Annotated in this window: 25 protein-coding genes; 2 read left to right on the forward strand and 23 right to left on the reverse strand. The window is 60.1% G+C overall.

Annotation, left to right across the window (positions count from 1 at the left end; translation table 11 throughout):
* Positions 1 to 99 precede the first annotated feature (99 nt).
* Complete coding sequence (gene leuA / locus ABIE16_RS06285; protein WP_057716291.1) at positions 100 to 1779, forward strand: 2-isopropylmalate synthase; 1680 nt, start codon at positions 100 to 102, stop codon at positions 1777 to 1779.
* A 186-nt stretch (positions 1780 to 1965) separates the two neighbouring features.
* Here the strand turns inward: leuA and ABIE16_RS06290 are convergent, their stop codons facing one another.
* From ABIE16_RS06290 to trmJ, 21 genes are all read right to left on the reverse strand, one after another.
* A complete protein-coding gene (locus ABIE16_RS06290) occupies positions 1966 to 2757 on the reverse strand; it encodes an amidohydrolase (RefSeq protein ID WP_057716292.1) in 792 nt (263 codons plus the stop codon).
* Positions 2745 to 3893 (reverse strand): pyridoxal phosphate-dependent aminotransferase, encoded by a 1149-nt coding sequence (locus ABIE16_RS06295; protein ID WP_429520731.1) that lies wholly within the window; start codon positions 3891 to 3893, stop codon positions 2745 to 2747. Before ABIE16_RS06295 ends, ABIE16_RS06290 begins: the two co-directional genes overlap by 13 nt.
* Before the next feature lie 122 nt (positions 3894 to 4015).
* On the reverse strand, positions 4016 to 5485 hold the full coding sequence (gene der / locus ABIE16_RS06300) for a ribosome biogenesis GTPase Der (protein ID WP_057716294.1): 1470 nt from the start codon (positions 5483 to 5485) through the stop codon (positions 4016 to 4018).
* Positions 5486 to 5725: 240 nt separating this feature from the next.
* Positions 5726 to 6877, reverse strand: a complete 1152-nt coding sequence (gene bamB, locus ABIE16_RS06305; RefSeq protein WP_057716296.1) for an outer membrane protein assembly factor BamB — start codon at positions 6875 to 6877, stop codon at positions 5726 to 5728.
* Positions 6870 to 7511: a tetratricopeptide repeat protein gene (locus ABIE16_RS06310; RefSeq protein WP_057716297.1), complete on the reverse strand. Its 642-nt coding sequence runs from the start codon at positions 7509 to 7511 to the stop codon at positions 6870 to 6872. The genes bamB and ABIE16_RS06310 overlap by 8 nt, the downstream gene beginning before the upstream one ends.
* Positions 7512 to 7552: 41 nt before the next feature.
* On the reverse strand, positions 7553 to 8842 hold the full coding sequence (hisS, locus tag ABIE16_RS06315) for a histidine--tRNA ligase (protein ID WP_008053247.1): 1290 nt from the start codon (positions 8840 to 8842) through the stop codon (positions 7553 to 7555).
* A 37-nt stretch (positions 8843 to 8879) separates the two neighbouring features.
* Positions 8880 to 9989, reverse strand: coding sequence for a flavodoxin-dependent (E)-4-hydroxy-3-methylbut-2-enyl-diphosphate synthase (gene ispG, locus ABIE16_RS06320; RefSeq protein WP_003185136.1), 1110 nt, complete (start codon positions 9987 to 9989; stop codon positions 8880 to 8882).
* A gap of 3 nt (positions 9990 to 9992) precedes the next feature.
* Complete coding sequence (locus ABIE16_RS06325) at positions 9993 to 11015, reverse strand: RodZ domain-containing protein (protein WP_429520732.1); 1023 nt, start codon at positions 11013 to 11015, stop codon at positions 9993 to 9995.
* On the reverse strand, positions 11015 to 11773 hold the full coding sequence (gene pilW / locus ABIE16_RS06330; RefSeq protein WP_057716299.1) for a type IV pilus biogenesis/stability protein PilW: 759 nt from the start codon (positions 11771 to 11773) through the stop codon (positions 11015 to 11017). The genes ABIE16_RS06325 and pilW overlap by 1 nt, the downstream gene beginning before the upstream one ends.
* 16 nt (positions 11774 to 11789) lie before the next feature.
* Positions 11790 to 12932 carry a 23S rRNA (adenine(2503)-C(2))-methyltransferase RlmN gene (gene rlmN / locus ABIE16_RS06335; protein WP_057716300.1) on the reverse strand — a complete coding sequence of 381 codons (1143 nt, stop codon included), beginning with the start codon at positions 12930 to 12932 and terminating at the stop codon, positions 11790 to 11792.
* Positions 12933 to 12960: 28 nt separating this feature from the next.
* Positions 12961 to 13386 carry a nucleoside-diphosphate kinase gene (gene ndk / locus ABIE16_RS06340; RefSeq protein ID WP_007903599.1) on the reverse strand — a complete coding sequence of 142 codons (426 nt, stop codon included), beginning with the start codon at positions 13384 to 13386 and terminating at the stop codon, positions 12961 to 12963.
* Between the two features lie 89 nt (positions 13387 to 13475).
* Positions 13476 to 13676 (reverse strand): Fe-S cluster assembly protein IscX, encoded by a 201-nt coding sequence (gene iscX, locus ABIE16_RS06345; protein ID WP_008070969.1) that lies wholly within the window; start codon positions 13674 to 13676, stop codon positions 13476 to 13478.
* Positions 13677 to 13690: 14 nt separating this feature from the next.
* A complete protein-coding gene (gene fdx, locus ABIE16_RS06350) occupies positions 13691 to 14032 on the reverse strand; it encodes an ISC system 2Fe-2S type ferredoxin (protein WP_007998670.1) in 342 nt (113 codons plus the stop codon).
* Between the two features lie 2 nt (positions 14033 to 14034).
* Complete coding sequence (gene hscA, locus ABIE16_RS06355) at positions 14035 to 15897, reverse strand: Fe-S protein assembly chaperone HscA (RefSeq protein WP_429520733.1); 1863 nt, start codon at positions 15895 to 15897, stop codon at positions 14035 to 14037.
* Between the two features lie 51 nt (positions 15898 to 15948).
* A complete protein-coding gene (gene hscB, locus ABIE16_RS06360) occupies positions 15949 to 16470 on the reverse strand; it encodes a co-chaperone HscB (RefSeq protein WP_057716302.1) in 522 nt (173 codons plus the stop codon).
* Between the two features lie 8 nt (positions 16471 to 16478).
* A complete protein-coding gene (iscA, locus tag ABIE16_RS06365; protein ID WP_003227904.1) occupies positions 16479 to 16802 on the reverse strand; it encodes an iron-sulfur cluster assembly protein IscA in 324 nt (107 codons plus the stop codon).
* Positions 16803 to 16836: 34 nt separating this feature from the next.
* A complete protein-coding gene (gene iscU / locus ABIE16_RS06370; RefSeq protein WP_028620148.1) occupies positions 16837 to 17223 on the reverse strand; it encodes a Fe-S cluster assembly scaffold IscU in 387 nt (128 codons plus the stop codon).
* Between the two features lie 101 nt (positions 17224 to 17324).
* Positions 17325 to 18539, reverse strand: a complete 1215-nt coding sequence (locus ABIE16_RS06375; protein ID WP_057716303.1) for an IscS subfamily cysteine desulfurase — start codon at positions 18537 to 18539, stop codon at positions 17325 to 17327.
* Positions 18540 to 18589: 50 nt separating this feature from the next.
* Positions 18590 to 19081, reverse strand: coding sequence for a Fe-S cluster assembly transcriptional regulator IscR (gene iscR, locus ABIE16_RS06380; protein WP_007903581.1), 492 nt, complete (start codon positions 19079 to 19081; stop codon positions 18590 to 18592).
* 254 nt (positions 19082 to 19335) lie between these two features.
* Positions 19336 to 20112, reverse strand: a complete 777-nt coding sequence (gene cysE / locus ABIE16_RS06385; RefSeq protein ID WP_007982740.1) for a serine O-acetyltransferase — start codon at positions 20110 to 20112, stop codon at positions 19336 to 19338.
* Between the two features lie 2 nt (positions 20113 to 20114).
* Positions 20115 to 20885 (reverse strand): tRNA (cytosine(32)/uridine(32)-2'-O)-methyltransferase TrmJ, encoded by a 771-nt coding sequence (trmJ, locus tag ABIE16_RS06390; protein WP_008053257.1) that lies wholly within the window; start codon positions 20883 to 20885, stop codon positions 20115 to 20117.
* Between the two features lie 146 nt (positions 20886 to 21031).
* Here trmJ and suhB point away from each other — a divergent pair, with 146 nt between their 5' ends.
* A complete protein-coding gene (gene suhB, locus ABIE16_RS06395; protein WP_008053258.1) occupies positions 21032 to 21850 on the forward strand; it encodes a type III secretion system regulator SuhB in 819 nt (272 codons plus the stop codon).
* Between the two features lie 253 nt (positions 21851 to 22103).
* On the opposite strand, the gene ABIE16_RS06400 is transcribed toward suhB, so the two are convergent.
* A complete protein-coding gene (locus tag ABIE16_RS06400) occupies positions 22104 to 22652 on the reverse strand; it encodes a glycine zipper 2TM domain-containing protein (RefSeq protein WP_057716304.1) in 549 nt (182 codons plus the stop codon).
* Between the two features lie 121 nt (positions 22653 to 22773).
* Entirely contained in the window at positions 22774 to 23688 is a 915-nt protein-coding gene (gene secF / locus ABIE16_RS06405) for a protein translocase subunit SecF (RefSeq protein ID WP_154861686.1), read from the reverse strand.
* Positions 23689 to 23695: the final 7 nt, after the last annotated feature.

A 23695-nucleotide genomic window follows, 5' to 3' on the forward strand; every position in this document is an offset into this window, starting at 1 on the left:
CCGGGCTGAATCGTGGTGCCTCGTCCCAAGCGTTAGTCCAAGAACTTTTGATCCACCGGCAGGCCGCCTTTTTTCGGCCAACACAATAAGGATTTCCTGATGAGCATGCTCAAAGACCCGTCTTCGAAATACCGCGCGTTCCCGACCATCGACATTCCGGACCGCACCTGGCCGTCGAAAACCATCACCGCCGCGCCGATCTGGTGCAGCTCCGACCTGCGCGACGGCAACCAGTCGCTGATCGAACCGATGGACGCCGTCAAGAAGCTGCGTTTCTGGAAAACCCTGGTGCAGGTCGGCGTGAAGGAAATCGAAGCGTCGTTCCCGGCCGCCTCGCAAACCGACTTCGACTTCGTCCGCACCCTGATCGAAGGCAACCACATCCCGGACGACACCACCATCCAGGTGCTGACCCAGGGCCGTGAAGACCTGATCGAGCGCACCTTCGAATCCCTGCGCGGCGCGAAGAAAGCCATCGTTCACCTGTACAACGCGACCTCCCCTTCCTTCCGCCGCATTGTCTTCAACCAGGACAAGGACGGGGTCAAGGCCATCGCCGTGAACGCCGCCAAGCTGTTCGTCAAATACGCGGCCATGCAGCCGGATACCGAGTGGACCTTCGAATACTCGCCGGAAACCTTCAGCGCCACCGAAATGGAGTTCGCCAAGGAAGTCTGCGACGCGGTGATCGAAGTCTGGAACCCGACGCCCGAGCACAAGATGATCCTCAACCTGCCGGCCACGGTGGAATGCGCGACGCCGAACATCTATGCCGACCAGATCGAATGGTTTGGCCGTCACATCAACCGTCGTGACAGCGTGATCATCAGCCTGCACACCCACAACGACCGTGGCACCGGCGTTGCCGCCACCGAACTGGGCCTGATGGCTGGCGCCGACCGTGTCGAAGGCTGCCTGTTCGGCAACGGCGAGCGTACCGGTAACGTCGACCTCGTGACCGTGGCGTTGAACCTCTACACCCAGGGCGTGAACCCTGAGCTGGACTTCTCCGACATCGACGGCGTGCGCAAAGTCGTCGAAGAGTGCAACCAGATCCAGGTGCACCCGCGTCACCCGTACGTCGGCGACCTGGTGCATACCGCGTTCTCCGGCTCGCACCAGGATGCGATCCGCAAGGGCTTTGCCCAGCAGAAACCGGACGCACTGTGGGAAGTACCGTACCTGCCGATCGACCCGGCCGACATCGGCCGCAGCTACGAGGCGGTCATCCGCGTCAACAGCCAGTCGGGCAAGGGCGGTATCGCCTACCTGCTGGAACAGGAATACGGCATCAGCCTGCCGCGTCGCATGCAGATCGAGTTCAGCCAGGTCGTGCAGCGTGAAACCGACCGCCTGGGCCTGGAAATGACCGCCCAGCAGATCCACGCATTGCTGCACAGCGAGTACTTGCAGGCCAACACCCCGTACGCGCTGGTCAGCCATCGCCTGCAGGAAGAAAACGGTCACAGCGCCGTCGAAGTGGAAGTGGCCAGCCAAGGCCAGGGCGAGACTAACCTGCACTGGCGCGGCAAGGGCAACGGCGCCCTGGAGGCGCTGGTGGCCGGCTTGCCGGTACCGGTGGAAATCATGGATTACAACGAGCACGCCATCGGCGCTGGCACCAATGCCAAGGCTGCGGCCTACATTGAACTGCGAGTGAACGGCGAACGCGCGGTGCATGGCGTCGGCATCGACGAAAACATCACCACCGCCAGCTTCAAGGCCCTGTTCAGCGCACTGAACCGCTCGCTGAGCCAGCCGGAAGCGAAAGCGGCGTAACCCATCGCTGAAATGCAAAAGGCCTCAAGGTGCGAACCTTGGGGCCTTTTTGTTTGCCTGCCTGTTTTTGTGTTGCTTGTCCCGGCCCCATCGCGAGCAAGCTCGCTCCCACATTTGATCGGTGTGAACGCGGTCACTGTGGGAGCGAGCTTGCTCGCGATGAGGCCCTGTCAGACAGTAAAGATTTCAGGTGAACTCGAAGGTATCGGCATCCAGATTCGCCGGAAACCGCGTGCGATACGCCGCCAGTTCCGCCGCATCCAGCACCACCTTGAACACCCCGTCAGCCTCTCCGGCACTGAGCAGCGTCTCGCCCTGGAAATCCAGGACCTGGCTGTCACCGGTATACGCAAAACCTTTGCCATCCGTGCCAATACGGTTCACCGCCGCCACATAGCACAGGTTCTCGATCGCCCGCGCCGGCAGCAAGCGGTTCCAGTGCTGGCGCCGCGCACCGGGCCAGTTCGCCGTGTACAGCAGCAGGTCGGTGTCCTGGGCGTCGCGGCTCCACACCGGGAAGCGCAGGTCGTAGCAAATCAGCGGCCGTACTCGCCAGCCCTTGAGCTCGAACTGCACCTGGCGCTCGCCGGGGGTGTAGTGGTTATGCTCACCGGCCATGCGGAACAGATGACGCTTGTCGTAATGCCACACCTCGCCATCCGGGCGGGCCCACAACAGACGATTGCGATGACTGCCGTCGGCGGCCTGGACGATCACGCTACCGGTGATCACCGCATCAAGCCTCAAAGCCTGAGCCCGCAACCATTTACTGGTAGGCCCGTTTTCCGCTTCGGCGAGGGCTTCCGACTCCATGGAAAAACCGGTGGTGAACATCTCCGGCAGAATGATCAGGTCGGCGCCGCGAGCCTGCTCCAGCAACGGCTCGAAATGCTCAAGGTTGGCCTGGCGGTCGTGCCAGGCCAGGGACGTCTGGATCAGCGCAACGGTCAGTTTCGGCAATGCACTCAGATCACGCATAGTTTTTCCGCCGCTTCACGCAGGGTCTCCTCACGCTTGGCAAAGCACAGCCGCACCAGGCGCTGGCCGACCGGTGGCGTCTGGTAGAACACCGAGATCGGGATACTGGCCACGCCGTGCTCGCGAGTCATCCACAGGGCCATCTCGACGTCATTGAGGTCCGGGCGGATCTGCGAGTAATCGACCAACTGGAAATAGGTGCCGGTCACCCGGGTGAAACTGAAACGCGACGGCGCCAGCAGATCGCAGAACAGATCACGCTTGGCCTGATAGAAAGCAGGCAGCTCTTCGACGTGCTCGGGATGCTCGGCCATAAAATCGGCCAAGGCATATTGCAGCGGCGTCACACCACAGAAATTGACGTACTGGTGCACCTTGCGCAATTCCGCCGTCAGGGCCGGCGGTGCGATCACATAACCGGTTTTCCAGCCGGTGACGTGGTAGGTCTTGCCGAACGAACTGACCACGAATGCACGCTGATACAGCTCTTCATGGGCCAGCACGCTGACGTGAGGCACGCCGTCATACACCAGGTGCTCGTAGACTTCGTCGCTGATCACATAGATATCGCGATCACGGATTAACGTCGCCAACTGGTCGAGTTCGTCACGGCTGATCAACGCACCGCTAGGGTTGTGCGGGGTGTTGAGAATGATCATCCGCGTGCGCGGGCTCAGTGCCTGAGCAAGCTTCTCGAAGTCGATACTGAAATCGTTCAGGCCCAGTTGCACATGCACGCAACGGCCGCCTGCCAGCTCCACCGAAGGTTCGTAGCTGTCGTATGCCGGGTCAAACACAATGACTTCGTCACCGCTGTGGATAACCGCCTGAATGGCACAGAAAATCGCCTCGGTCGCGCCGGGGGTGACCGTCACTTCAGTATCCACATCCACCTGCGCGCCATAACTGCGGGCGATCTTCGCCGCGATCTGCTGACGCAACACCGGCAGCCCGGTCATTGGCGAATACTGGTTATGGCCGTTGGCGATATGCCGGCCGACCGCATCGCACAGGGCCTGCGGGGCCGCGAAATCGGGAAAACCCTGGGACAGATTGAGCGCGCCGGTCTGAGCCGCGAGCTGAGACATCTGAGTGAAGATAGTGATGCCGACATTCGGCAGCTTGCTGGTGATCATCGGTGGTTCCCTGCTCTACACCCGGCTCTACGGCGGCGCGGGGGAGTCCGAGGATAGCCCAAACGGCAGGCATGAAAAAGGGCGCCATTGGCGCCCTTTCCATCCCACGGGAAAAACCTCGATCAGCGCTTGTCGCGACGCTTCTTGTCGGCCTTCTTGTGGTGCGACATCAAGCGACGCTTCTTGTTGACCTGACGGTCGGTGAGCGTGTTCTTGTTGCCTTCGTACGGGTTCTCGCCACCCTTGAACTCGATGCGGATCGGCGTACCGACCAGCTTCAGCACACGGCGGTAGGTGTTTTCCAGGTAACGCACGTAGGACTTCGGCACCTTCTCGATCTGGTTGCCGTGGATCACGATGATCGGCGGGTTCGCGCCACCAAGGTGAGCATAACGCAGCTTGATCCGGCGGCTGTTGACCATCGGCGGCTGGTGCTCGCTGACCGCGTCTTCCAGGATCTGGGTCAGGCGACTGGTCGGCCAACGGGTAACCGCGGACTTGAACGAGTTCTGTACCGACGCGTAGAGGTTGCCCACGCCGGTGCCGTGCAGTGCCGAGATAAAGTGAATATCGGCAAACTCGACGAAAAACAGACGACGCTGCAGCTCGATCTTGACGAAGTCGCGCTCGCTCGGCGTCATGCCGTCCCACTTGTTGATCGCGATGACCAATGCACGACCGGCCTCAAGGGCAAAGCCCAGCAGGTTGAGGTCGTGATCCACCACGCCTTCGCGGGCGTCCATCACGAAGATCACCACGTTGGCGTCTTTGATCGCTTGCAGGGTTTTGACCACGGAGAACTTTTCGACTTCTTCGTGGATCTTGCCGCGCTTGCGCACACCGGCGGTGTCGATCAGCGTGTACTTCTCGTCGTTACGCTCGAACGGGATGTAGATACTGTCGCGGGTGGTGCCGGGTTGGTCGTAGACGATTACCCGATCTTCCCCGAGCATGCGGTTGACCAGGGTCGACTTGCCAACGTTCGGACGGCCGATGATGGCGATCTTGATCCCGTCTTTTTCGCTTGGGCCAGGAATGCGCTTGGCTTCCTCGCCTTCGGCTACATCTTCTTCCTCGCCTTCTTCCAGCTCGTCTTCGTCTTTCGGGAAGTCACTCAGTGCGATTTCCAGCAACTGGGTGATACCACGGCCGTGGGCACCGGCGATCGGGATCGCGTGGCCCATACCCAACGGGGCGAATTCGGCGCGGGCCATTTCCGGGTCGATGTTGTCGACCTTGTTGGCCACCACATGGGAACGCTTGTTACGTTTGCGCAAATGCTCGGCGATCATCTGGTCGGCGGCGGTGAAACCGGCCTTGGCATCTACCAGGAACAGAACGACATCCGCTTCTTCAATGGCCAGCAGCGACTGCTCGGCCATTTTTTCGTCCATACCGTGCTCGTCACCGGAGATACCGCCGGTGTCGATCAGAATGTAGGAACGCCCTTGCCACTTGGCCTCACCGTACTGGCGATCACGGGTCAGACCGGACAAGTCGCCGACGATGGCGTCACGAGTCCTGGTCAGGCGGTTGAACAAGGTGGACTTGCCGACGTTCGGTCGGCCCACCAGGGCGATTACGGGAACCATGCGGCTCTCCACTTCGTTATTTCAGAAAATACAAAAGCCGCTGCGAGGCAGCGGCTGGTGCTCGGGGCAATCACCGTGTGCTTTTTTGTAGGAGCGAGCTTGCTCGCGAAAAACGCAAAGACACCGCGTTTAACCAGATTGCCAACGTAATCGTTGACGTCCATCGCGAGCAAGCTCGCTCCTACACTCTTACAAACGGTGAAGCAGCCTGGGGGGTTAACCCCAAGCATAGTCAAACCTTTACTTAATGGTCAGGGCTTCCAGTTTGCCGCTGTTGCCATACACATAAATCGTGTCACCCACCACCAGCGGACGGGCACGCAGGCCGTCGCTGTCGATGCGCTCGCGGCCGACGAAACGACCGTCCACCTGACTCAGCAGGTGCAGGTAACCTTCCAGGTCACCGACTGCAACGTAGCTGGAGAACACTTCCGGAGCCGACAGTTGACGGCGGGCCAGCGAGTCGTTGCTCCACAAGGCTGTGGTGGAACGCTCGTCGACGCCTTCAACGGTGCCCGAAGACAGGGTCACATAAACGGTACCGAAACCCTGGGCGACACCGGCATAGCTGGAAGCATCACGCTGCCAGAGCTGACGGCCGCTTTGCAGGTCCAGAGCAGCAACGCGCCCCTGATAGCTGGCGACATACAGCGTCTCGCCCGACAGCAGCAAGCCACCGTCGATGTCGACCACGCGCTCCAGCTCCGAACGACCTTGCGGGATCGCTACGCGCTGTTCCCACACCGGTACGCCGTTGGAGATGTCCACGGCAACCACTTTACCGGTCGACAGGCCAGCCACCGCGAGGCGGTTGGTCACGATCGGCGCACTGGTGCCACGCAGGGTCAGTACCGCAGGCGTGCTGTCATAGATCCAACGACGGTCACCGGTGGAGGCATCCAGGCCGATCAGACGATCGTCCTGGGTCTGAACCACCACGACGTCACCGTTGTTGGCTGGCGGCGCCAGTACTTCGCTGGACACGCGAGCGCGCCACTTTTCTTCACCGTTGATCGCGTCCAGGGCAACGATTTCACCCTTGATCGTACCAATGGTGACCAGACCGTAACCTACGCCAACGGCGCCGGAAACAGGCAACTCGAGGTCTTTCTTCCATTTGACGTCGCCGGTGTTGCGGTCCATCGCCATCAACACGCCAGTGACGTCGGCGGCATAGATGGTATCGCCATCGATGGCCGGAACCAGCATGTTGTAGGTTTCGCCCTGACCGTCACCGATCGAACGACTCCACTGCTTGTGCAGAACCACTTCTTCCTTGAAGTCGACCAGCTCGGCCGGAGGCAGTTCTTTTTTGCTGTTGCTGCTGCAACCCGCGGCCAAAATGGCCAGGGCCAGCAATGCTGCATGTTTCCAACGAATCACGTCACGCATCCCCTTTGGCCAGGTCGTCCAGCTTGATTTGCAGGCCACCGACCGCCGCTTCATCCGACAGTGCCGCCTTGGCTTTTTGATACGCCGCGCTCGCCTCGTCGGTACGACCCAGCTGCACCAGCAGGTCACCCTTGAGCTCTTCGCGAGTGGCCAGGAATGCCTTGTCGGCATCGCCTTCGAGCAGCTTCAGTGCTTCGTCGGCCTTGTTTTGCGCGCCGAGTACCTGGGCCAGACGCTGACGGGCGATTTCGCCCAGCGCCGGGTTGGCCGGTTTGGCGACAATGGCCTTGAGCTCGGTGACCGCGTCGTCCAGCTTGCCGCTGTCGACCGCTACCTTGGCCACGAACAGGCTGCCGTACTGCGCATAGGCGCTGCCGCCGAACTCGCTGTTGAGCTTGCCGGCCAGGTCCGAAACACGGGCCGCATCAGGCTTGCCGTCAGGCGTCAGCGTGGTTTCGAGCAATTGCTGATAGAGAATCGAGGCGCCTTGCGACTGATTGCTCTGATACTTCTGGAACGCCTGCCAGCCGAACACGATGACCAGCGCCAACAGGCCGCCAGTGACCAGGGGCTTACCGTTGCGTGACCACCATTCCTTCAATTCCATCAAATGTTCGTCTTCGGTACTCGACACCCCAATACTCCTTAATCGCTAATTCGGCTGTTAAGACAGCTTCAACCCTGCACGACGCAGGTGGCCAGGTGTGCTGCAAGCGCATCCCAGGCAATGCTTTGTTGTTCGCCCTGGCCACGCAGGGGTTTGAAACCTACCACTTGCTGGGCCATTTCGTCGTCACCGAGGATCAGCGCGTACAGCGCGCCGCTCTTGTCGGCCTTCTTGAACTGGCTTTTGAAACTGCCTGCGCCGGCATTCACTTGCAGGCGCAGGTTGGGCAACTGGTCACGCACGCGCTCTGCCAGGGTCAGGCCGGCCAGTTCGGCGGCTTCACCGAAGGCGCAGAGGTAGACGTCGACCTGACGGGAGATCTCTTGCGGGATCTGCTCCAGGGTTTCGAGCAACAGCACCAGGCGTTCGATGCCCATGGCAAAGCCAACGCCGGCGGTCGGCTTGCCGCCCATCTGCTCCACCAGACCGTCGTAACGGCCACCGGCACACACGGTGCCCTGGGCGCCAAGTTTGTCGGTGACCCATTCGAAAACGGTCTTGCTGTAGTAGTCCAGCCCGCGAACCAGCTTCGGGTTGATCACATAAGGAATGCCGGCGGCGTCCAGACGAGCCTTGAGGCCCTCGAAATGCACGCGGGATTCTTCGTCGAGGTAGTCGGCCATTTTCGGCGCATCGACCAGAATCGCCTGCGTCTCGGCGTTCTTGGTGTCCAGGACCCGCAACGGGTTGGTCTTCAGGCGGCGCTGGCTGTCTTCGTCCAGCTTGTCCAGATGCCGGGACAGGAACTCGACCAGTGCTTCGCGATAACGACCGCGAGACTCGCTGGTGCCCAGGCTGTTGAGCTCGAGCTTGACCGCATCGCGGATGCCCAGTTCGCCCCACAGGCGCCAGGTCAGCACGATCAACTCGGCGTCGATGTCCGGACCGTCGAGGTTGAACACTTCGACACCGATCTGGTGGAACTGGCGATAACGGCCTTTTTGCGGACGCTCGTGGCGGAACATCGGACCGATGTACCAGAGTTTCTGAACCTGGCCGCCGCCGGTGATGCCGTGCTCCAGCACCGCGCGCACACAGGCCGCCGTGCCTTCAGGGCGCAGGGTCAGGGAGTCGCCGTTACGGTCGTCGAAGGTGTACATCTCTTTTTCGACGATGTCGGTCACTTCACCGATGGAACGCTTGAACAGTTCGGTGAACTCGACGATCGGCATGCGGATCTGCTTGTAACCGTAGTTATCCAGCAGGCGCGAAACGGTGCCTTCAAAATGACGCCACAGGGGAGTCTGTTCGGGCAGGATGTCGTTCATGCCACGAATGGCTTGCAGAGACTTGCTCACTTTAAATCCTTAAATTCATGCGGCTCGTTAGTCGGACTCAGCCGCGCGCAATGACTGCAGCGTCAGCTTCGACCTTTTCGGCCGCTTTCTGGCGGATCAAGCGTTCAAGCTCATCCACCAGATTGTCATTCGTCAGCTTCTGCGACGGCTTGCCGTCGATGTAAATCAGGTTCGGCGTGCCGCCGGTCAAGCCGATATGGGCTTCCTTGGCTTCGCCCGGGCCATTGACCACGCAACCGATAACCGCGACATCCAGCGGCACCAGCAAATCCTCGAGGCGCCCTTCCAGCTCGTTCATGGTCTTGACCACATCGAAGTTCTGCCGCGAGCAGCTCGGGCAGGCGATGAAGTTGATGCCACGGGAACGCAGGTGCAGGGATTTGAGAATGTCGTAGCCGACTTTCACTTCCTCGACCGGGTCGGCCGCCAACGAGATGCGGATAGTATCGCCAATCCCTTCGGCGAGCAGCATACCGAGGCCCACGGCAGATTTCACCGTGCCGGAACGCAAACCACCGGCTTCGGTGATGCCCAGGTGCAACGGCTGGACGATTTCCTTGGCCAGCAAGCGGTAGGCTTCGACGGCCATGAACACATCGGAGGCTTTCACGCTGACCTTGAAGTCCTGGAAGTTCAGGCGCTCAAGGTGCTCGACGTGGCGCAAGGCAGACTCGACCAGCGCCGCCGGGGTCGGCTCGCCGTATTTCTTTTGCAGGTCTTTTTCCAGGGAACCGGCGTTCACGCCGATACGGATCGGGATCCCGCGGTCACGGGCGGCATCCACCACCGCACGCACGCGGTCTTCGCGACCGATGTTGCCCGGGTTGATCCGCAGGCAATCGACACCCAGTTCGGCTACGCGCAAAGCGATCCGGTAGTCGAAGTGGATGTCGGCAACCAAGGGTACTTTGACCAGCTGCTTGATCTTGCCGAAGGCTTCGGCAGCGTCCATGTCCGGTACGGAGACCCGCACGATATCGACACCGGCCGCTTCCAGGCGATTGATCTGCGCGACGGTGGCCGCAACATCGTTGGTGTCGCTGTTGGTCATGCTCTGCACAGCGATAGGCGCATCGCCGCCAACAGGCACGTTACCGACCCAGATTTTGCGGGATTCGCGACGTTTGATTGGAGATTCGCCGTGCATGACTTATTGACCCAACTTCAGGCGAGCAGTCTCGCCACTGGTGAACGGAGCGACATCAACCGGCTGGCCGTTGTAGCTGACCTGAGCGCCACGGGCAAAGCCCAGACGCACGGCAAACGGTGGTTTGCCATTGATTGCCAGGCTGTCGCCTTTGCGTTTGAGACCGCTGAACAGCACCTTGCCGCTACCGTCGGTCACTTGTGTCCAGCAATCGGAGGTGAACTGCACCTGAACCTGGCCTTGGCCGGCCACCGGCGCGGCTGCCGCTGGAGCAGGAGCGACAGGGGCTACCGGTGCAGTCGCCACCGGAGCCGGGACGGCAGGAGCTGCCGGAGCCGGAGCTGCCGGAGAAACCGGCGCTGCGACAACGGGCGCGGGTGCGGCTGGCGTGGTCGGCGCTACCGGGGCGGCTGGCGTAGTCGCCTGAGCCTGCTCTGGTGCTTCAGCCGGAGCGTCGGCCTGTGGCAGCGCGAGGGCGGTTACGCCTTCGCTCTGACCTTCCACGACGGCCTGGTCTTCCGGCTCGTCCAGCGGGTGAATCTGTGTCGTACCGTCGGCGCCTTCGACTTCTACGTGCTCTGGTGCCAGACCGATCAGGTCCTTGGTGCGCATCGAGGTCTGATCCTGCCACCAGACGAAACCGCCACCGATCACCGCGACCAGCAACAGCAGGCTGACGATTCGCAAAATGGTGTGGGAAACCCGGACCGGCTCTTCAATACGGCCCAGGCTGTGAACATTGCTGCCCTGGGAGTCGGTACCGGTGGATTGATCGAATTGCTGGACCAGAACGGCCTGGTCCATGCCGAGCAATTTGGCATAGGCGCGAATGTAACCGCGGGCAAAAGTATGCCCGGGCAGCTTGTCGAAGGCGCCGGCTTCCAGATTGCTCAAGGAAGTGGTGGTGAGGTTGAGCTTGAGGGCCACTTCGGCCAGCGACCAGCCATTGCTTTCGCGGGCCTGGCGCAAAGTCTCACCGGGGTTTACGCGATTCGCTGCTACAACTTCGGGATGCGCCGCTTTCATCATTGCTCCGACAGGTATTGCTGATATTCCGGCGTACCGGGATAGAGTCTTTTTAGTTGCAGGCCTGCACTTGCGGCCTTGTCGCGGTCTTCGAACACTTTTGCCAGCCGAACGCCGAGCAATAGACTACGTGCATTTTGCTCCGAGAGCTGGCTAAAACGGTCGTAATAGTCACGCGCAGGCACATAATGCCTGTCTTCGTAAGACAACTCAGCCATTTCCAGCAATGCACGTGGTTGTTGGCGGTTCAGGCGCAGGGCTTTTTCCAGTTGCTGCCGGGACAGATCGCGCTGACCGAGCATCGCTGCGGTCATGCCCAGGTTCTCGAACACCCGCGAACGCTCAGGATACAGGGTATCGGCAGCGGCCTGTTCAAAGCGCTCGTAGGCTTCGTTGTAACGCTTCTGCTCGAACAGGAAACTGCCGTAGTTATTGAGGATTCGTGCATCGGCGGGACGGGAAGCCAGCGCCTTGCGAAAATGCTCGTCGGCAAGTTCCGGTTCCATCTCGGCCTGGAACACCAGCCCCAGCGCCGCGTTGGCATCAGGGTCGGAGCCATCCAGCTCCAATGCTTTCTTCAACGGAACCTTGGCGCGTTCGGTCATGCCTTGTTGCAAATACCCGATACCAAGTTGCACATAGGCCTCACGCGCTTCATCACGGCCCTTGCTGGTCTTCATCGGGTTGTAATCACCCGAAAGCACGCAGCCAGCACACAGGCTGGCCAACAGCAACAGCAGCGCAAAGCGCAGGGACATAGAGATCCTCTCTTGGTTATTTCGCGGCGTCTTGCGCTACATCGTTGTCGGCGTTGAGTTCACGCACGGCGATATAACGTTCGCTGCGACGGGTGCGATCCAGCACCTGCCCTACCAATTGACCACAGGCCGCATCGATGTCTTCACCACGGGTGGTGCGGACGGTGACGTTGAAACCGGCATGATGAAGCTGATCCTGGAAACGACGAATGGCGTTGTTGCTCGGGCGCTCGTAACCGGAGTGCGGGAACGGGTTGAACGGGATCAGGTTGATCTTGCACGGGATGTTCTTGAGCAGCTCGATCATCTCCACGGCGTGCTCGACCTTGTCGTTGATATCTTTGAGCAAGGTGTACTCGATGGTCAGCACGCGCTTTTCGCCGAGATTCGACATGTAGCGCTGGCACGACTCGAGGAGCATCTTAAGCGGATACTTCTTGTTGATCGGCACCAATTGGTTACGCAATGCGTCATTCGGTGCGTGCAGGGACAGCGCCAGGGAGACGTCGATGTGCTTGGAGAGCTCATCGATCATCGGCACCACGCCGGAGGTCGACAGGGTCACACGGCGCTTGGAAATGCCGTAGCCCAGGTCGTCCATCATCAAATGCATGGCCGCGACGACGTTGTCGAAGTTCAGCAGCGGCTCACCCATGCCCATCATCACCACGTTGGTGATGGCACGGTCGACGGTTGCCGGGACGCTGCCAAAGGATTTGTTGGCAATCCACACCTGCCCGATGACTTCGGCGGCGGTGAGGTTGCTGTTGAAGCCTTGCTTGCCGGTGGAGCAGAAACTGCAATCCAGGGCACAGCCTGCCTGGGACGAAACGCACAAGGTGCCGCGCTTGCCCTGGGGAATGTAAACGGTCTCGACGCAGCTGCCGGACGCCACGCGCACCACCCACTTGCGGGTGCCGTCGCTGGAGATGTCCTCGCTGACCACTTCCGGACCACGGACCTCAGCAACAGCCTTGAGCTTTTCGCGCAAGGCCTTGCTGACGTTCGTCATGGCATCGAAATCATCGACACCAAAGTGGTGAATCCATTTCATTACCTGACCGGCACGGAAACGCTTCTCCCCGATTGAGTCGAAGAATTTTTCCATTTCCAGCTGGGTCAGACCCAGCAGGTTAGTTTTTACAGTCGATGTAGTCATGGATTCACCTTCACTCTTAAGCCAATGCTTAGCGAGTGGTTACTTCAGTAGCTGCGAAGAAGTACGAGATTTCGCGAGCGGCAGCGGCTTCGGAGTCCGAACCGTGTACGGCGTTGGCGTCGATGGAATCAGCGAAGTCAGCGCGGATGGTGCCGGCAGCAGCTTCTTTAGGGTTGGTAGCGCCCATCAGCTCACGGTTCAGAGCGATAGCGTTTTCGCCTTCCAGAACCTGAACGACAACCGGACCGGAGATCATGAAAGCAACCAGGTCGTTGAAGAAACCACGAGCGCTGTGCTCAGCGTAGAAGCCTTCAGCTTCGGCTTTGGACAGTTGCTTCAGTTTCGAAGCTACAACGCGCAGGCCAGCTTTTTCGAAACGAGTGGTGATCTCGCCGATAACGTTTTTAGCAACGGCGTCAGGCTTGATGATGGAGAAAGTACGTTGAACAGCCATGGTGTAACTCCAGAAACGGTAATTTACGAAAAATTAAACCCGCGAATTATACGCGGGTTCTCGGGTATTGCCTAACCTGCTCGACAGACTCAGTCTGCCTCTTCGATCCAGGCGGCCTGAATGGCTTCAAGCACTTTCTCGCCGCCGCGGGTCGGATCATCGCTGAACTCCGGCAATGCCAGCACCCATTGGTGCAGATCGACGAAGTTCACGTAACGCGGGTCCACCTCAGGCTTGCTTTCAGCCAACTGGATCGCGATTTCCAGCACATCAACCCATTTCAGACTCATTTCAGATCCTTGAATCAGTGCGGTGCTTCGGCCGCATGGTTGAGCGAATACTTCGGAATCTCGACGGTCAGGTCTTCGGTACCGACCTTGGCCTGGCACCCCAGACGGGACTCGCGCTCAAGACCCCAAGCCTTATCAAGGTAGTCCTCTTCCAGCTCGTCAGCCTCTTCCAGCGAGTCGAAACCCTCGCGGATGATGCAGTGGCAAGTGGTGCAGGCACAAACGCCGCCACAGGCACTTTCCATCTCGATGTGGTGCTCGTGGGCCAGTTCGAGGATGGAAATACCCGTCTCAGCCTCAACAACCATGCCTTCGGGGCAAAACTTCTCGTGTGGCAGAAAAATGACCTGCGGCATCGTTATTCCTCAATCTCATTCAGGTTGCGCCCCGCCAGCGCGGCTTTCACCGTCGAGTCCAGGCGGCGGGCAGCAAAGGCGTCGGTCACTTGCGACAGACGCTTGGTCTGCTGCTCGATGGCGTAACCATCGGTACCTTTCATCAGTTCGGTCAGTTCCTTCACCTGCAGGTCGATGACCATGCGCTCGTCGGCGTCGAGCAGTCGGTCGCCGTCGGCCTCCAGGGCAGCCTGCACCGCTTCGATCAGGCGCTGGGCATCGACCTGCTGCTCACGCAGTACGCGGGCAACCTTGTCGTCGTTGGCGTGCTGGAACGAATCCTTGAGCATCTTGGCGATTTCGCCGTCGGTCAGACCGTAGGACGGCTTGACCTGGATGCTGGCTTCGACGCCCGAACCCAGTTCGCGGGCGGACACACTGAGCAAGCCATCGGCATCGACCTGGAAGGTCACGCGAATCTTCGCTGCGCCGGCCACCATCGCTGGAATGCCACGCAGCTCAAAGCGCGCCAGGGAGCGGCAGTCGCTGATCAGCTCGCGCTCGCCCTGCAATACGTGGATGGCCATGGCCGACTGGCCGTCTTTGTAAGTGGTGAAGTCCTGGGCACGAGCGACGGGGATGGTGGTGTTGCGTGGAATCACCTTCTCCATCAGGCCACCCATGGTTTCCAGCCCCAGGGACAACGGAATCACGTCGAGCAGCAGCAGCTCATCGCCATCGCGCTTGTTGCCGGCCAGGGTATCGGCCTGGATCGCGGCACCGATGGCCACCACTTGATCCGGATCGATTTCAGTCAGCGGCTGGCGACCGAAGGCTTCGGCGACAGCTTCACGAACGCGAGGCACGCGAGTCGAACCACCGACCATGACCACGGCATGCACGTCTTCCAGCTCGACACCGGAATCACGCACCGCGCGGCGGCAGGCCTTCAGGCTTCGCGCGACCATCGGCTCGATCAACGCATCAAAGGCTTCACGGGTCAGTTCGGCTTTCCAGGCGCCATGCGCCACTTCGACCGACGAGGCACTGGTCAGCGCTTCTTTGGCGGCACAGGCAGTCTGCAGCAGTTGACGCTGCGCGCCCGGATCAAGGTCGGCCGACAAACCGGCGCCCTCAATGATCCAGCCGGCAATCGCGTGGTCGAAGTCATCGCCACCCAGGGCGCTGTCGCCGCCAGTGGCCAACACTTCGAAGACACCGCCGGTCAGGCGCAGAATCGAAATATCGAAGGTGCCGCCGCCCAGGTCGTAAATCGCGACCAGGCCTTCGGCGTGCTGGTCCAGACCGTAAGCCACGGCTGCCGCGGTCGGCTCATTGAGCAAGCGCAACACGTTCAGACCGGCCAGCTTGGCCGCGTCCTTGGTGGCTTGACGTTGAGCGTCGTCGAAATAGGCCGGAACGGTGATCACCGCACCCACCAGCTCACCGCCCAGGGTCGCTTCAGCACGCTGACGCAGGACCTTGAGGATGTCGGCGGAGACTTCCACCGGGCTTTTCGGGCCCTGGATCGTCTCGATGAACGGCATGTGCGATTCGCCACCGACAAAGCGGTACGGCAGTTGATCGCCCAATTGCTTGACGTCGGACAGACCACGACCCATCAAGCGCTTGACCGACAGCACGGTGTTCAAAGGATCGGTGGCGGCGGCCAGCTTGGCGGATTCGCCAACTTCGACGCGATCGGCGTGGTAGCGCACGGCAGACGGCAGGATGACCCGCCCTTCTGCGTCAGCCAGAGGCTCGGAAAGTCCACTGCGCAATGCAGCGACCAGCGAATTGGTAGTGCCCAAGTCGATCCCCACAGCCAGACGACGCTGGTGCGGTTGAGGACTTTGGCCGGGTTCGGCGATCTGCAGTAGGGCCATCGTTATCAGGACTTATCTGTATATCAGGCGTGCGACCGGAGCGGCACTGGGTTAATCGTCGAGGCGCTCTTCTAACTGGCGCACTTCGTAGGTGAGCTTGTCGAGGAACTGCATGCGCCGCATCAGGCGTTCGGCCCGTTCACGGTGCGCGGCATCGTTCCAGCAAGCTGCGAAGCTTTGGTTCAGTTCATCCTGGGCAGCCTTGAGGCGGCGCTTGAAGACGGCAACGCCATTCAGGTCGGCGCTGTCCTGCAGGTCTTCGAGCTCTTCGCGCAACTCCATCTGCTGCAGCAGGAACTCCGGATCATGCACCGTGACCTCCAGCGGCAGCTCGCCACCATTCAAGGCGAGCAGGTAACGCGCGCGCTTGGGTGGACTCTTGAGCGTCTGGTAGGCCTCGTTGAGGCTCGCGGATTGTTCCAGCGCCAACCGCTGCTCACGCTCGGAAGCGTCAGCAAAACGGTCCGGATGAACGCCGCGCGCCAACTCACGGTAGCGCGTAGCCAGCTGATCGAGGTCCAGATCGAAACTCGGTTGCAGCTCAAATAAAGCGAAATGACAAGGAGTACCCACGACAAGCCTCAGATGTTGAAGCTTTCGCCGCAGCCACATTCACCGCGTACGTTGGGGTTGTTGAACTTGAAGCCTTCGTTCAACCCTTCCTTGACGAAATCGAGCTCGGTGCCGTCCAGGTAGGCCAGGCTCTTCGGGTCGATGATCACTTTCTCGCCGTGACTCTCGAACACCTGGTCCTCTGCAACCACCTCGTCGACAAACTCCAGCACGTAGGCAAGGCCGGAACAGCCTGTGGTGCGAACACCCAGACGAATCCCTTCACCTTTGCCGCGCCCGTCGAGGGAGCGCCGCACGTGTCGAGCAGCCGCTTCTGTCATGCTGATAGCCATCGGTGACTCCTTACTCGTCGCCAAAACTCGAAAATCAGATCAAGCCTTTCTTCTGCTTGTAATCGCGAACAGCCGCCTTGATGGCGTCTTCAGCGAGTACCGAGCAGTGGATTTTCACTGGCGGCAGGGCCAGTTCTTCAGCCAGCTGGGTGTTCTTGATGGTTTCCGCTTCGTCCAGGGTCTTGCCCTTCATCCACTCGGTGGCGAGGGAGCTGGAAGCGATAGCCGAACCGCAGCCGTAAGTCTTGAACTTGGCATCTTCGATGATGCCGGCTTCGTTGACCTTGATCTGCAGGCGCATCACGTCGCCGCACGCCGGAGCACCGACCATGCCGGTGCCGACATCAGGATCTTCCGCGTCCATCTTGCCGACGTTGCGCGGGTTTTCGTAGTGGTCGATGACCTTTTCGCTGTAAGCCATGATTCTCAATCCTCACTCATCAGGGCCGCTCTTGAGACCCTGTAGTTACGCTGCGTGGACCGCCGCGCTGCTACAGGACCCGTATCCGGCGGCTTCTTTGTTTAGTGTGCCGCCCACTCGATCTTCGAGATATCGACGCCGTCTTTGTACATGTCCCACAGCGGCGACAAAGCGCGCAGCTTGGTAACGGCCTCGCAGACTTTCTGCGCGGCGTAATCGATTTCTTCTTCGGTGGTGAAACGGCCGAAGGTGAAGCGGATCGAACTGTGTGCCAGTTCGTCGTTGCGGCCCAGGGCGCGCAGTACGTACGAAGGCTCAAGGGACGCCGAGGTGCAGGCCGAACCGGACGAAACCGCCAGATCCTTGAGCGCCATGATCAGCGACTCGCCTTCAACGTAGTTGAAGCTCAGGTTCAGGTTGTGCGGAACGCGGGCGGTCATGCTGCCGTTGACGTACAGCTCTTCCAGGTGCTCGACCTGCTTGTAGAAACGGTCGCTCAACGCCTTGATGCGCGCATTCTCGGCAGCCATGTCTTCCTTGGCTACGCGGAAAGCTTCACCCATGCCGACGATCTGGTGGGTCGCCAGGGTGCCGGAACGCATGCCGCGCTCGTGGCCACCACCGTGCATGGTCGCTTCGATACGCACGCGCGGCTTGCGGCTTACGTACAGGGCGCCGATGCCTTTAGGACCATAGGTCTTGTGGGCGGAGAACGACATCATGTCGACTTTCAGCTTCTGCAGGTCGATCTCGACCTTGCCGGTGGACTGAGCGGCGTCGACGTGGAACAGGATGCCCTTGGAACGGAGCAGTTCGCCGATCGCTGCGATGTCGTTGACGGTGCCGATTTCGTTGTTCACGTGCATGACCGAAACCAGGATGGTGTCGTCGCGCAGTTCGGCTTCGATCATCTCCGGAGTCACCAGGCCATCGGTACGAGGCTCGATGTAGGTCACTTCGAAGCCTTCACGCTCCAGTTGGCGCATGGTGTCCAGGACAGCCTTGTGCTCAATCTTGGTGGTGATCAGGTGCTTGCCTTTGGTGGCATAGAAATGTGCCGCACCCTTGATTGCCAGGTTGTCGGATTCGGTGGCACCGGAAGTCCAGACGATTTCACGCGGGTCGGCGTTGACCAGGTCAGCGACCTGACGACGAGCGTTTTCAACGGACTCTTCAGCTTTCCAGCCGAACACGTGGGAACGGGACGCCGGGTTACCGAAGTTTCCGTCGACCAGCAGGCATTCACTCATTTTTTGCGCAACACGCGGATCAACCGGGGTGGTCGCAGAGTAATCAAGGTAAATCGGCAATTTCATGGACTATCTCCTAAATCAGGCTGGCTGGCGTGCCGCTAGCTCTTTGGCTGTCATTCGACGGCGGACGCTTCAATCTTGTCCAGGCGTGGCGCCTTGCTGTTGCAACGGCGCTGGTCCTGACGCTGGGCTACTTCTTGCACCTCACGGCGAGTCACAAGGTCAGCCAAGCTGATACCGCTCAGAAATTCGTGAATTTGCAGGCTCAGATCGCACCACAAGTGGTGGGTCAGACAGGTGTCGCCTTGATGGCAATCACCCTGGCCCTGGCATTTGGTTGCATCGACCGATTCGTTCACCGCATCGATCACCTGGGCGACCTGGATGCCCTGCATGTCGCGGGACAATTGGTAGCCACCACCCGGACCACGCACGCTGGACACCAGATTGCTGCGGCGCAGCTTGGCGAAAAGCTGTTCGAGGTAGGACAGGGAGATGCCTTGGCGCTCGGAGATATCGGCCAGGGACACGGGCCCGTGCTGCGCGTGTAACGCCAGGTCAAGCATGGCGGTCACGGCGTATCGGCCTTTTGTAGTCAGTCGCATGGACAATTACCACGGAGTTCGGAATGAGGCGAGTATGCAATTCCCGAGTATTTAAGTCAACTATAAGACCTAGTACTTTAGTCAGGTTTACCCGCAAAAGAGCGGCAGCATCATAGCAAAGGCCGGCCATATACAGCCAGCAGTACCGCGTTATCGTTCATCGCGAGCAAGCTCGCTCCCACACTGGACCGCGTCAGCCTGTACAACTTGATCACCTGTGGGAGCGAGCTTGCTCGCGATGAATTCGACTCGGTTTAGCTGGCCTGACTCTGATCCTTGTCCTTCACGCAGGCGAAATCTTCTTCGCGCAGCTCAGGCAGATCTTTCGCACAGTAATTGCTGCCCAGGTCCTTCAACGCCCCGCACATCCCCTCCAGACGACCATCGACCGCCTGCAGGTGATCGAGCAACTGGTTAATGGCGCGAGCCACCGGGTCAGGCATGTCTTCAGTCACACCGTAGGCATCGAAGCCGATTTTCTCGGCCATGGCCTTACGTTTGGCATCTTGCTCTTCGTCGGATTTGACGATGATTCGCCCCGGAATACCCACCACAGTGGCACCCGGCGGCACTTCCTTGGTCACGACAGCGTTGGAACCCACCTTGGCACCGGCACCGACCGTGAACGGGCCGAGCACCTTCGCGCCCGCCCCGACCACGACGCCATCACCCAAGGTCGGGTGACGCTTGCCCTTGTTCCAGCTGGTGCCGCCCAGGGTCACGCCCTGATAAATAGTGACGTCATCGCCGATCTCGGCGGTTTCACCGATGACGATGCCCATGCCATGGTCAATGAAGAAACGACGACCGACCTTGGCCCCCGGATGGATCTCGATCCCGGTCAACCAGCGGCCGAAGTTCGACACCAGCCGCGCCAGCCATTTCAGGTCCGCGCGCCACAGCATCGCCGACAAACGGTGGATCCAGATGGCGTGCATGCCCGGATAGCAAGTCAGGACTTCAAAAGCGTTACGCGCCGCCGGGTCTCGGTGGAATACGCTCTGGATATCTTCACGCAAACGCTCGAACATCATTAATCCTTCCGCTTAAGGAGCTCACCACGGGCCGCTTTTTGGGTTTCCGTGAGGATGCCACGCAAAATATTCATTTCCGCCCGGCTGACCGAGCTGCGTCCGTACAACCGGCGCAGGCGCGCCATCAAGTGCCGTGGCTTTTCCGGATCGAGGAATTCGATGGCCACCAGGGTCTGCTCCAGGTGCTCATAGAATCGCTCCAGTTCGTCCATGGTCGCCAGCTCAGCGCTTTTGACCGAGGCCACTTCTTCCTTCTCGACCTTGCTCGGCTGACCTTGGGCCGCCAGCCAGGACATGCGCACTTCATAACCCAACACCTGCACCGCCGCCCCAAGGTTCAGCGAACTGAACTCAGGGTCTGATGGAATGTGCACGTGATAATGACATCGCTGCAGTTCTTCGTTGGTCAGACCGGAATCTTCACGACCGAACACCAGAGCGATTTCCGCACCCTGCCCCGCTTCCTCGACCACCTTCGTTCCGCATTCGCGGGGGTCGAGCAGCGGCCAGGGAATGCGCCGGTCGCGAGCACTGGTACCAAGCACCAGGTTGCAACCGACCAAGGCATCTTCCAAGGTGGCGACGACTTGCGCGTTTTCAAGGATGTCCCCGGCACCGGAGGCACGGGCATCGGCCTCGTGATGCGGGAACACACGAGGCTCGACCAGCACCAGCCGCGACAGCCCCATGTTCTTCATGGCACGCGCAGCCCCGCCGATATTGCCCGGATGGCTGGTATTGACCAGGACGACACGAATGTTTTGCAGCAAGGGAGGCGCTCTCGAACACAATAATCGGGAGCCGAATCTTACAGCTGAACCTACCGTTAAGCCATGAAAGCGAACGTCGTCCTTCTCCTGTAGAAACTTTCTGATAGAATGCCCGGCTTTCTTTAACAACCTTAGGTGACACATCCATGCAGCCCATGCTGAATATCGCGCTGCGCGCCGCCCGCAGCGCCAGTGAATTGATCTTCCGCTCCATCGAGCGCCTGGATACCATCAAGGTCGACGAAAAAGACGCCAAGGATTACGTATCCGAGGTGGATCGCGCCGCCGAACAGAAAATCATCGATGCCCTGCGCAAGGCGTACCCGAATCACTCGATCCTGGGTGAAGAGACCGGCATGCACGCCGGCACCGGCATCGAAGGCGAAGAGTACCTGTGGATCATCGATCCGCTGGACGGCACCACCAACTTCCTGCGCGGCATTCCTCACTTCGCTGTCAGCATCGCCTGCAAATACCGCGGTCGTCTTGAGCACGCTGTTGTTCTGGACCCGGTTCGCCAGGAAGAATTCACCGCCAGCCGTGGTCGCGGCGCTCAACTGAACGGTCGTCGCCTGCGCGTCAGCGGTCGCACCAGCCTCGACGGCGCCCTGCTGGGTACCGGCTTCCCGTTCCGTGACGACCAGATGGACAACCTCGACAACTACCTGGGCATGTTCCGCGCCCTGGTTGGCCAGACTGCCGGCATCCGCCGCGCCGGCTCTGCAAGCCTGGACCTGGCCTACGTGGCCGCCGGCCGCTTCGACGCCTTCTGGGAGTCGGGCCTGTCCGAATGGGACATGGCGGCAGGCGCCCTGCTGATCCAGGAAGCTGGCGGCCTGGTGAGCGACTTCACCGGCGGTCACGACTTCCTTGAAAAAGGCCACGTCGTTGCTGGTAACACCAAGTGTTTCAAGGCAGTCCTGACGGCCATCCAGCCGCACCTGCCAGCCTCGCTGAAGCGCTAAGCTTCCAGCGACAGAAAAAGCACCCTTCGGGGTGCTTTTTTTATGCCTGGAATTTGCCCCCCCTCAAACACCGCAAATCCAAATGTGGGAGCGGGCTTGCTCGCGAAGAGGCCGTGTCAGTCAATTGAGATGGCGACTGACACACCGCCTTCGCGAGCAAGCCCGCTCCCACAAGGGATTGGGGTGGCGCATAAATCGCGGGCACAAAAAAGCACCCCGCAGGGTGCTTCTTTTTTAATCCAGCGTCAGCAGATCAGTGAGCCGTCTGATTCTCCGACAAGATCAACTTGCCCTCTTTATCCACAGGGATCTGGTTCCCCGGATCACGATCCATGCGCACCTTGCCCTCCTTGCCGTCCAGCGAATAACGCACGTCGTAACCTACAACCTTGTCACTGATGTCGTTAACCGTGTTACAGCGGGTCTGGGTGGTGGTGTAGGTGTCACGCTCTTGCATGCCTTCCTGCACCTTGTTACCGGCGTAACCGCCACCGACAGCACCTGCGACCGTGGCGATCTTCTTACCGCTGCCGCCACCGATCTGGTTACCCAGCAAACCACCTGCCAATGCACCGACCACCGTACCGGCGATCTGATGTTGATCTTTCACCGGCGCCTGCCGGGTGACCGCTACATCCTTGCACACTTCACGTGGAGTCTTGATTTGTGTCTTGACCGGCTCAACGGCGAGTACTTGTGCGAACTCCGGGCCGCTTTTAACCAGGCTGTAGGTGGCCACAGCACCCCCGGCAGTCACACCGACAGCACCCAGTACAGCACCAACCAGCATCGACTTGTTCACATGAACCTCCTGGACCATCACATGCGGGATAAACCCGCGCTTCTCCCTGCCTTGGAGCACAAAAAAAGGCGCGAGTTCAACTCGCGCCTTTTTCGGACTACATCGCTGAAAGAAGCTTCCTTCAAGGACGGTCGTCGACTTCCTTCTCGGTATTGGCCGGAGGAATCAGGTCTTCCGTGCTCAGGTTCAGCCAGATCAGCACCACGTTCGCGATGTAGATCGACGAGTAAGTACCCGCCAGAACACCGATGAACAGGGCGATGGAGAAGCCGAACAGGTTGTCGCCACCGAAGAACAGCAGGGCCGCGATCGCCAGCAAGGTGGAAATCGAAGTCGCCATGGTCCGCAGCAGGGTTTGCGTGGTCGAGATGTTGATGTTCTCGATCAGGCTGGCCTTGCGCAGTACCCGGAAGTTCTCACGAACCCGGTCGAATACCACGATGGTGTCGTTGAGCGAGTAACCGATGATCGCCAGCACCGCCGCCAGCACCGTCAGGTCGAAGGTGATCTGGAAGAACGACAGGATACCGATGGTCACGATCACGTCGTGGATCAGGGACACGATCGCACCGACCGCAAACTTCCACTGAAAGCGGAACGCCAGGTAGATCAGGATGCCGCCCAGCGCCATCAGCATGCCGAGGCCGCCCTGGTCGCGCAGCTCTTCACCCACCTGCGGGCCGACGAACTCGACGCGCTTGACCGTCGCCGGGTTCTCGCCGCCCACCTTCTGCAAGGCTTCGGCCACCTGGTGACCCAGTTGCGGGTCTTCGCCAGGCATGCGCACCAGCAGGTCGGTGGTTGCACCGAAGTTCTGCACGATGGCTTCGTGATAACCCGCGGTCACCAGCTGCTCACGCACCTGGGTGACGTCGGCCGGACGCTCGTAGGTCAGCTCGATGAGCGTACCGCCGGTGAAGTCCAGGCCCCAGTTCATGCCCTTGGTGGCGACGCTGAACAAGGCCAGCACCGTAAGGAACAATGTGACGCCGAACGCAAAGTTGCGAACGCCCATGAAGTTGATTGTACGTAACATGGCAGCC

Origin of the sequence: Pseudomonas sp. 2725 (assembly GCF_050434585.1) — a bacterium.
GTDB classification, from domain to species: Bacteria; Pseudomonadota; Gammaproteobacteria; order Pseudomonadales; family Pseudomonadaceae; genus Aquipseudomonas; species Aquipseudomonas jessenii.

Bases quoted from the DNA above. Each gene is read 5' to 3' on its own strand.
- leuA (WP_057716291.1), top strand. From the start codon at position 100: ATGAGCATGCTCAAAGACCCGTCTTCGAAATACCGCGCGTTCCCGACC.
- iscA (WP_003227904.1), bottom strand. From the start codon at position 16,802: ATGGCTATCAGCATGACAGAAGCGGCTGCTCGACACGTGCGGCGCTCC.
- ABIE16_RS06325 (WP_429520732.1), bottom strand. From the start codon at position 11,015: ATGAAAGCGGCGCATCCCGAAGTTGTAGCAGCGAATCGCGTAAACCCC.
- ispG (WP_003185136.1), bottom strand. From the start codon at position 9,989: ATGCACGGCGAATCTCCAATCAAACGTCGCGAATCCCGCAAAATCTGG.
- pilW (WP_057716299.1), bottom strand. From the start codon at position 11,773: ATGTCCCTGCGCTTTGCGCTGCTGTTGCTGTTGGCCAGCCTGTGTGCT.
- cysE (WP_007982740.1), bottom strand. From the start codon at position 20,112: ATGTTCGAGCGTTTGCGTGAAGATATCCAGAGCGTATTCCACCGAGAC.
- bamB (WP_057716296.1), bottom strand. From the start codon at position 6,877: ATGCGTGACGTGATTCGTTGGAAACATGCAGCATTGCTGGCCCTGGCC.
- suhB (WP_008053258.1), top strand. From the start codon at position 21,032: ATGCAGCCCATGCTGAATATCGCGCTGCGCGCCGCCCGCAGCGCCAGT.
- hscA (WP_429520733.1), bottom strand. From the start codon at position 15,897: ATGGCCCTACTGCAGATCGCCGAACCCGGCCAAAGTCCTCAACCGCAC.
- fdx (WP_007998670.1), bottom strand. From the start codon at position 14,032: ATGCCGCAGGTCATTTTTCTGCCACACGAGAAGTTTTGCCCCGAAGGC.
- iscX (WP_008070969.1), bottom strand. From the start codon at position 13,676: ATGAGTCTGAAATGGGTTGATGTGCTGGAAATCGCGATCCAGTTGGCT.
- ndk (WP_007903599.1), bottom strand. From the start codon at position 13,386: ATGGCTGTTCAACGTACTTTCTCCATCATCAAGCCTGACGCCGTTGCT.
- der (WP_057716294.1), bottom strand. From the start codon at position 5,485: ATGGTTCCCGTAATCGCCCTGGTGGGCCGACCGAACGTCGGCAAGTCC.
- ABIE16_RS06375 (WP_057716303.1), bottom strand. From the start codon at position 18,539: ATGAAATTGCCGATTTACCTTGATTACTCTGCGACCACCCCGGTTGAT.
- ABIE16_RS06295 (WP_429520731.1), bottom strand. From the start codon at position 3,893: ATGATCACCAGCAAGCTGCCGAATGTCGGCATCACTATCTTCACTCAG.
- iscR (WP_007903581.1), bottom strand. From the start codon at position 19,081: ATGCGACTGACTACAAAAGGCCGATACGCCGTGACCGCCATGCTTGAC.
- secF (WP_154861686.1), bottom strand. From the start codon at position 23,688: ATGTTACGTACAATCAACTTCATGGGCGTTCGCAACTTTGCGTTCGGC.
- ABIE16_RS06290 (WP_057716292.1), bottom strand. From the start codon at position 2,757: ATGCGTGATCTGAGTGCATTGCCGAAACTGACCGTTGCGCTGATCCAG.
- rlmN (WP_057716300.1), bottom strand. From the start codon at position 12,932: ATGACTACATCGACTGTAAAAACTAACCTGCTGGGTCTGACCCAGCTG.
- iscU (WP_028620148.1), bottom strand. From the start codon at position 17,223: ATGGCTTACAGCGAAAAGGTCATCGACCACTACGAAAACCCGCGCAAC.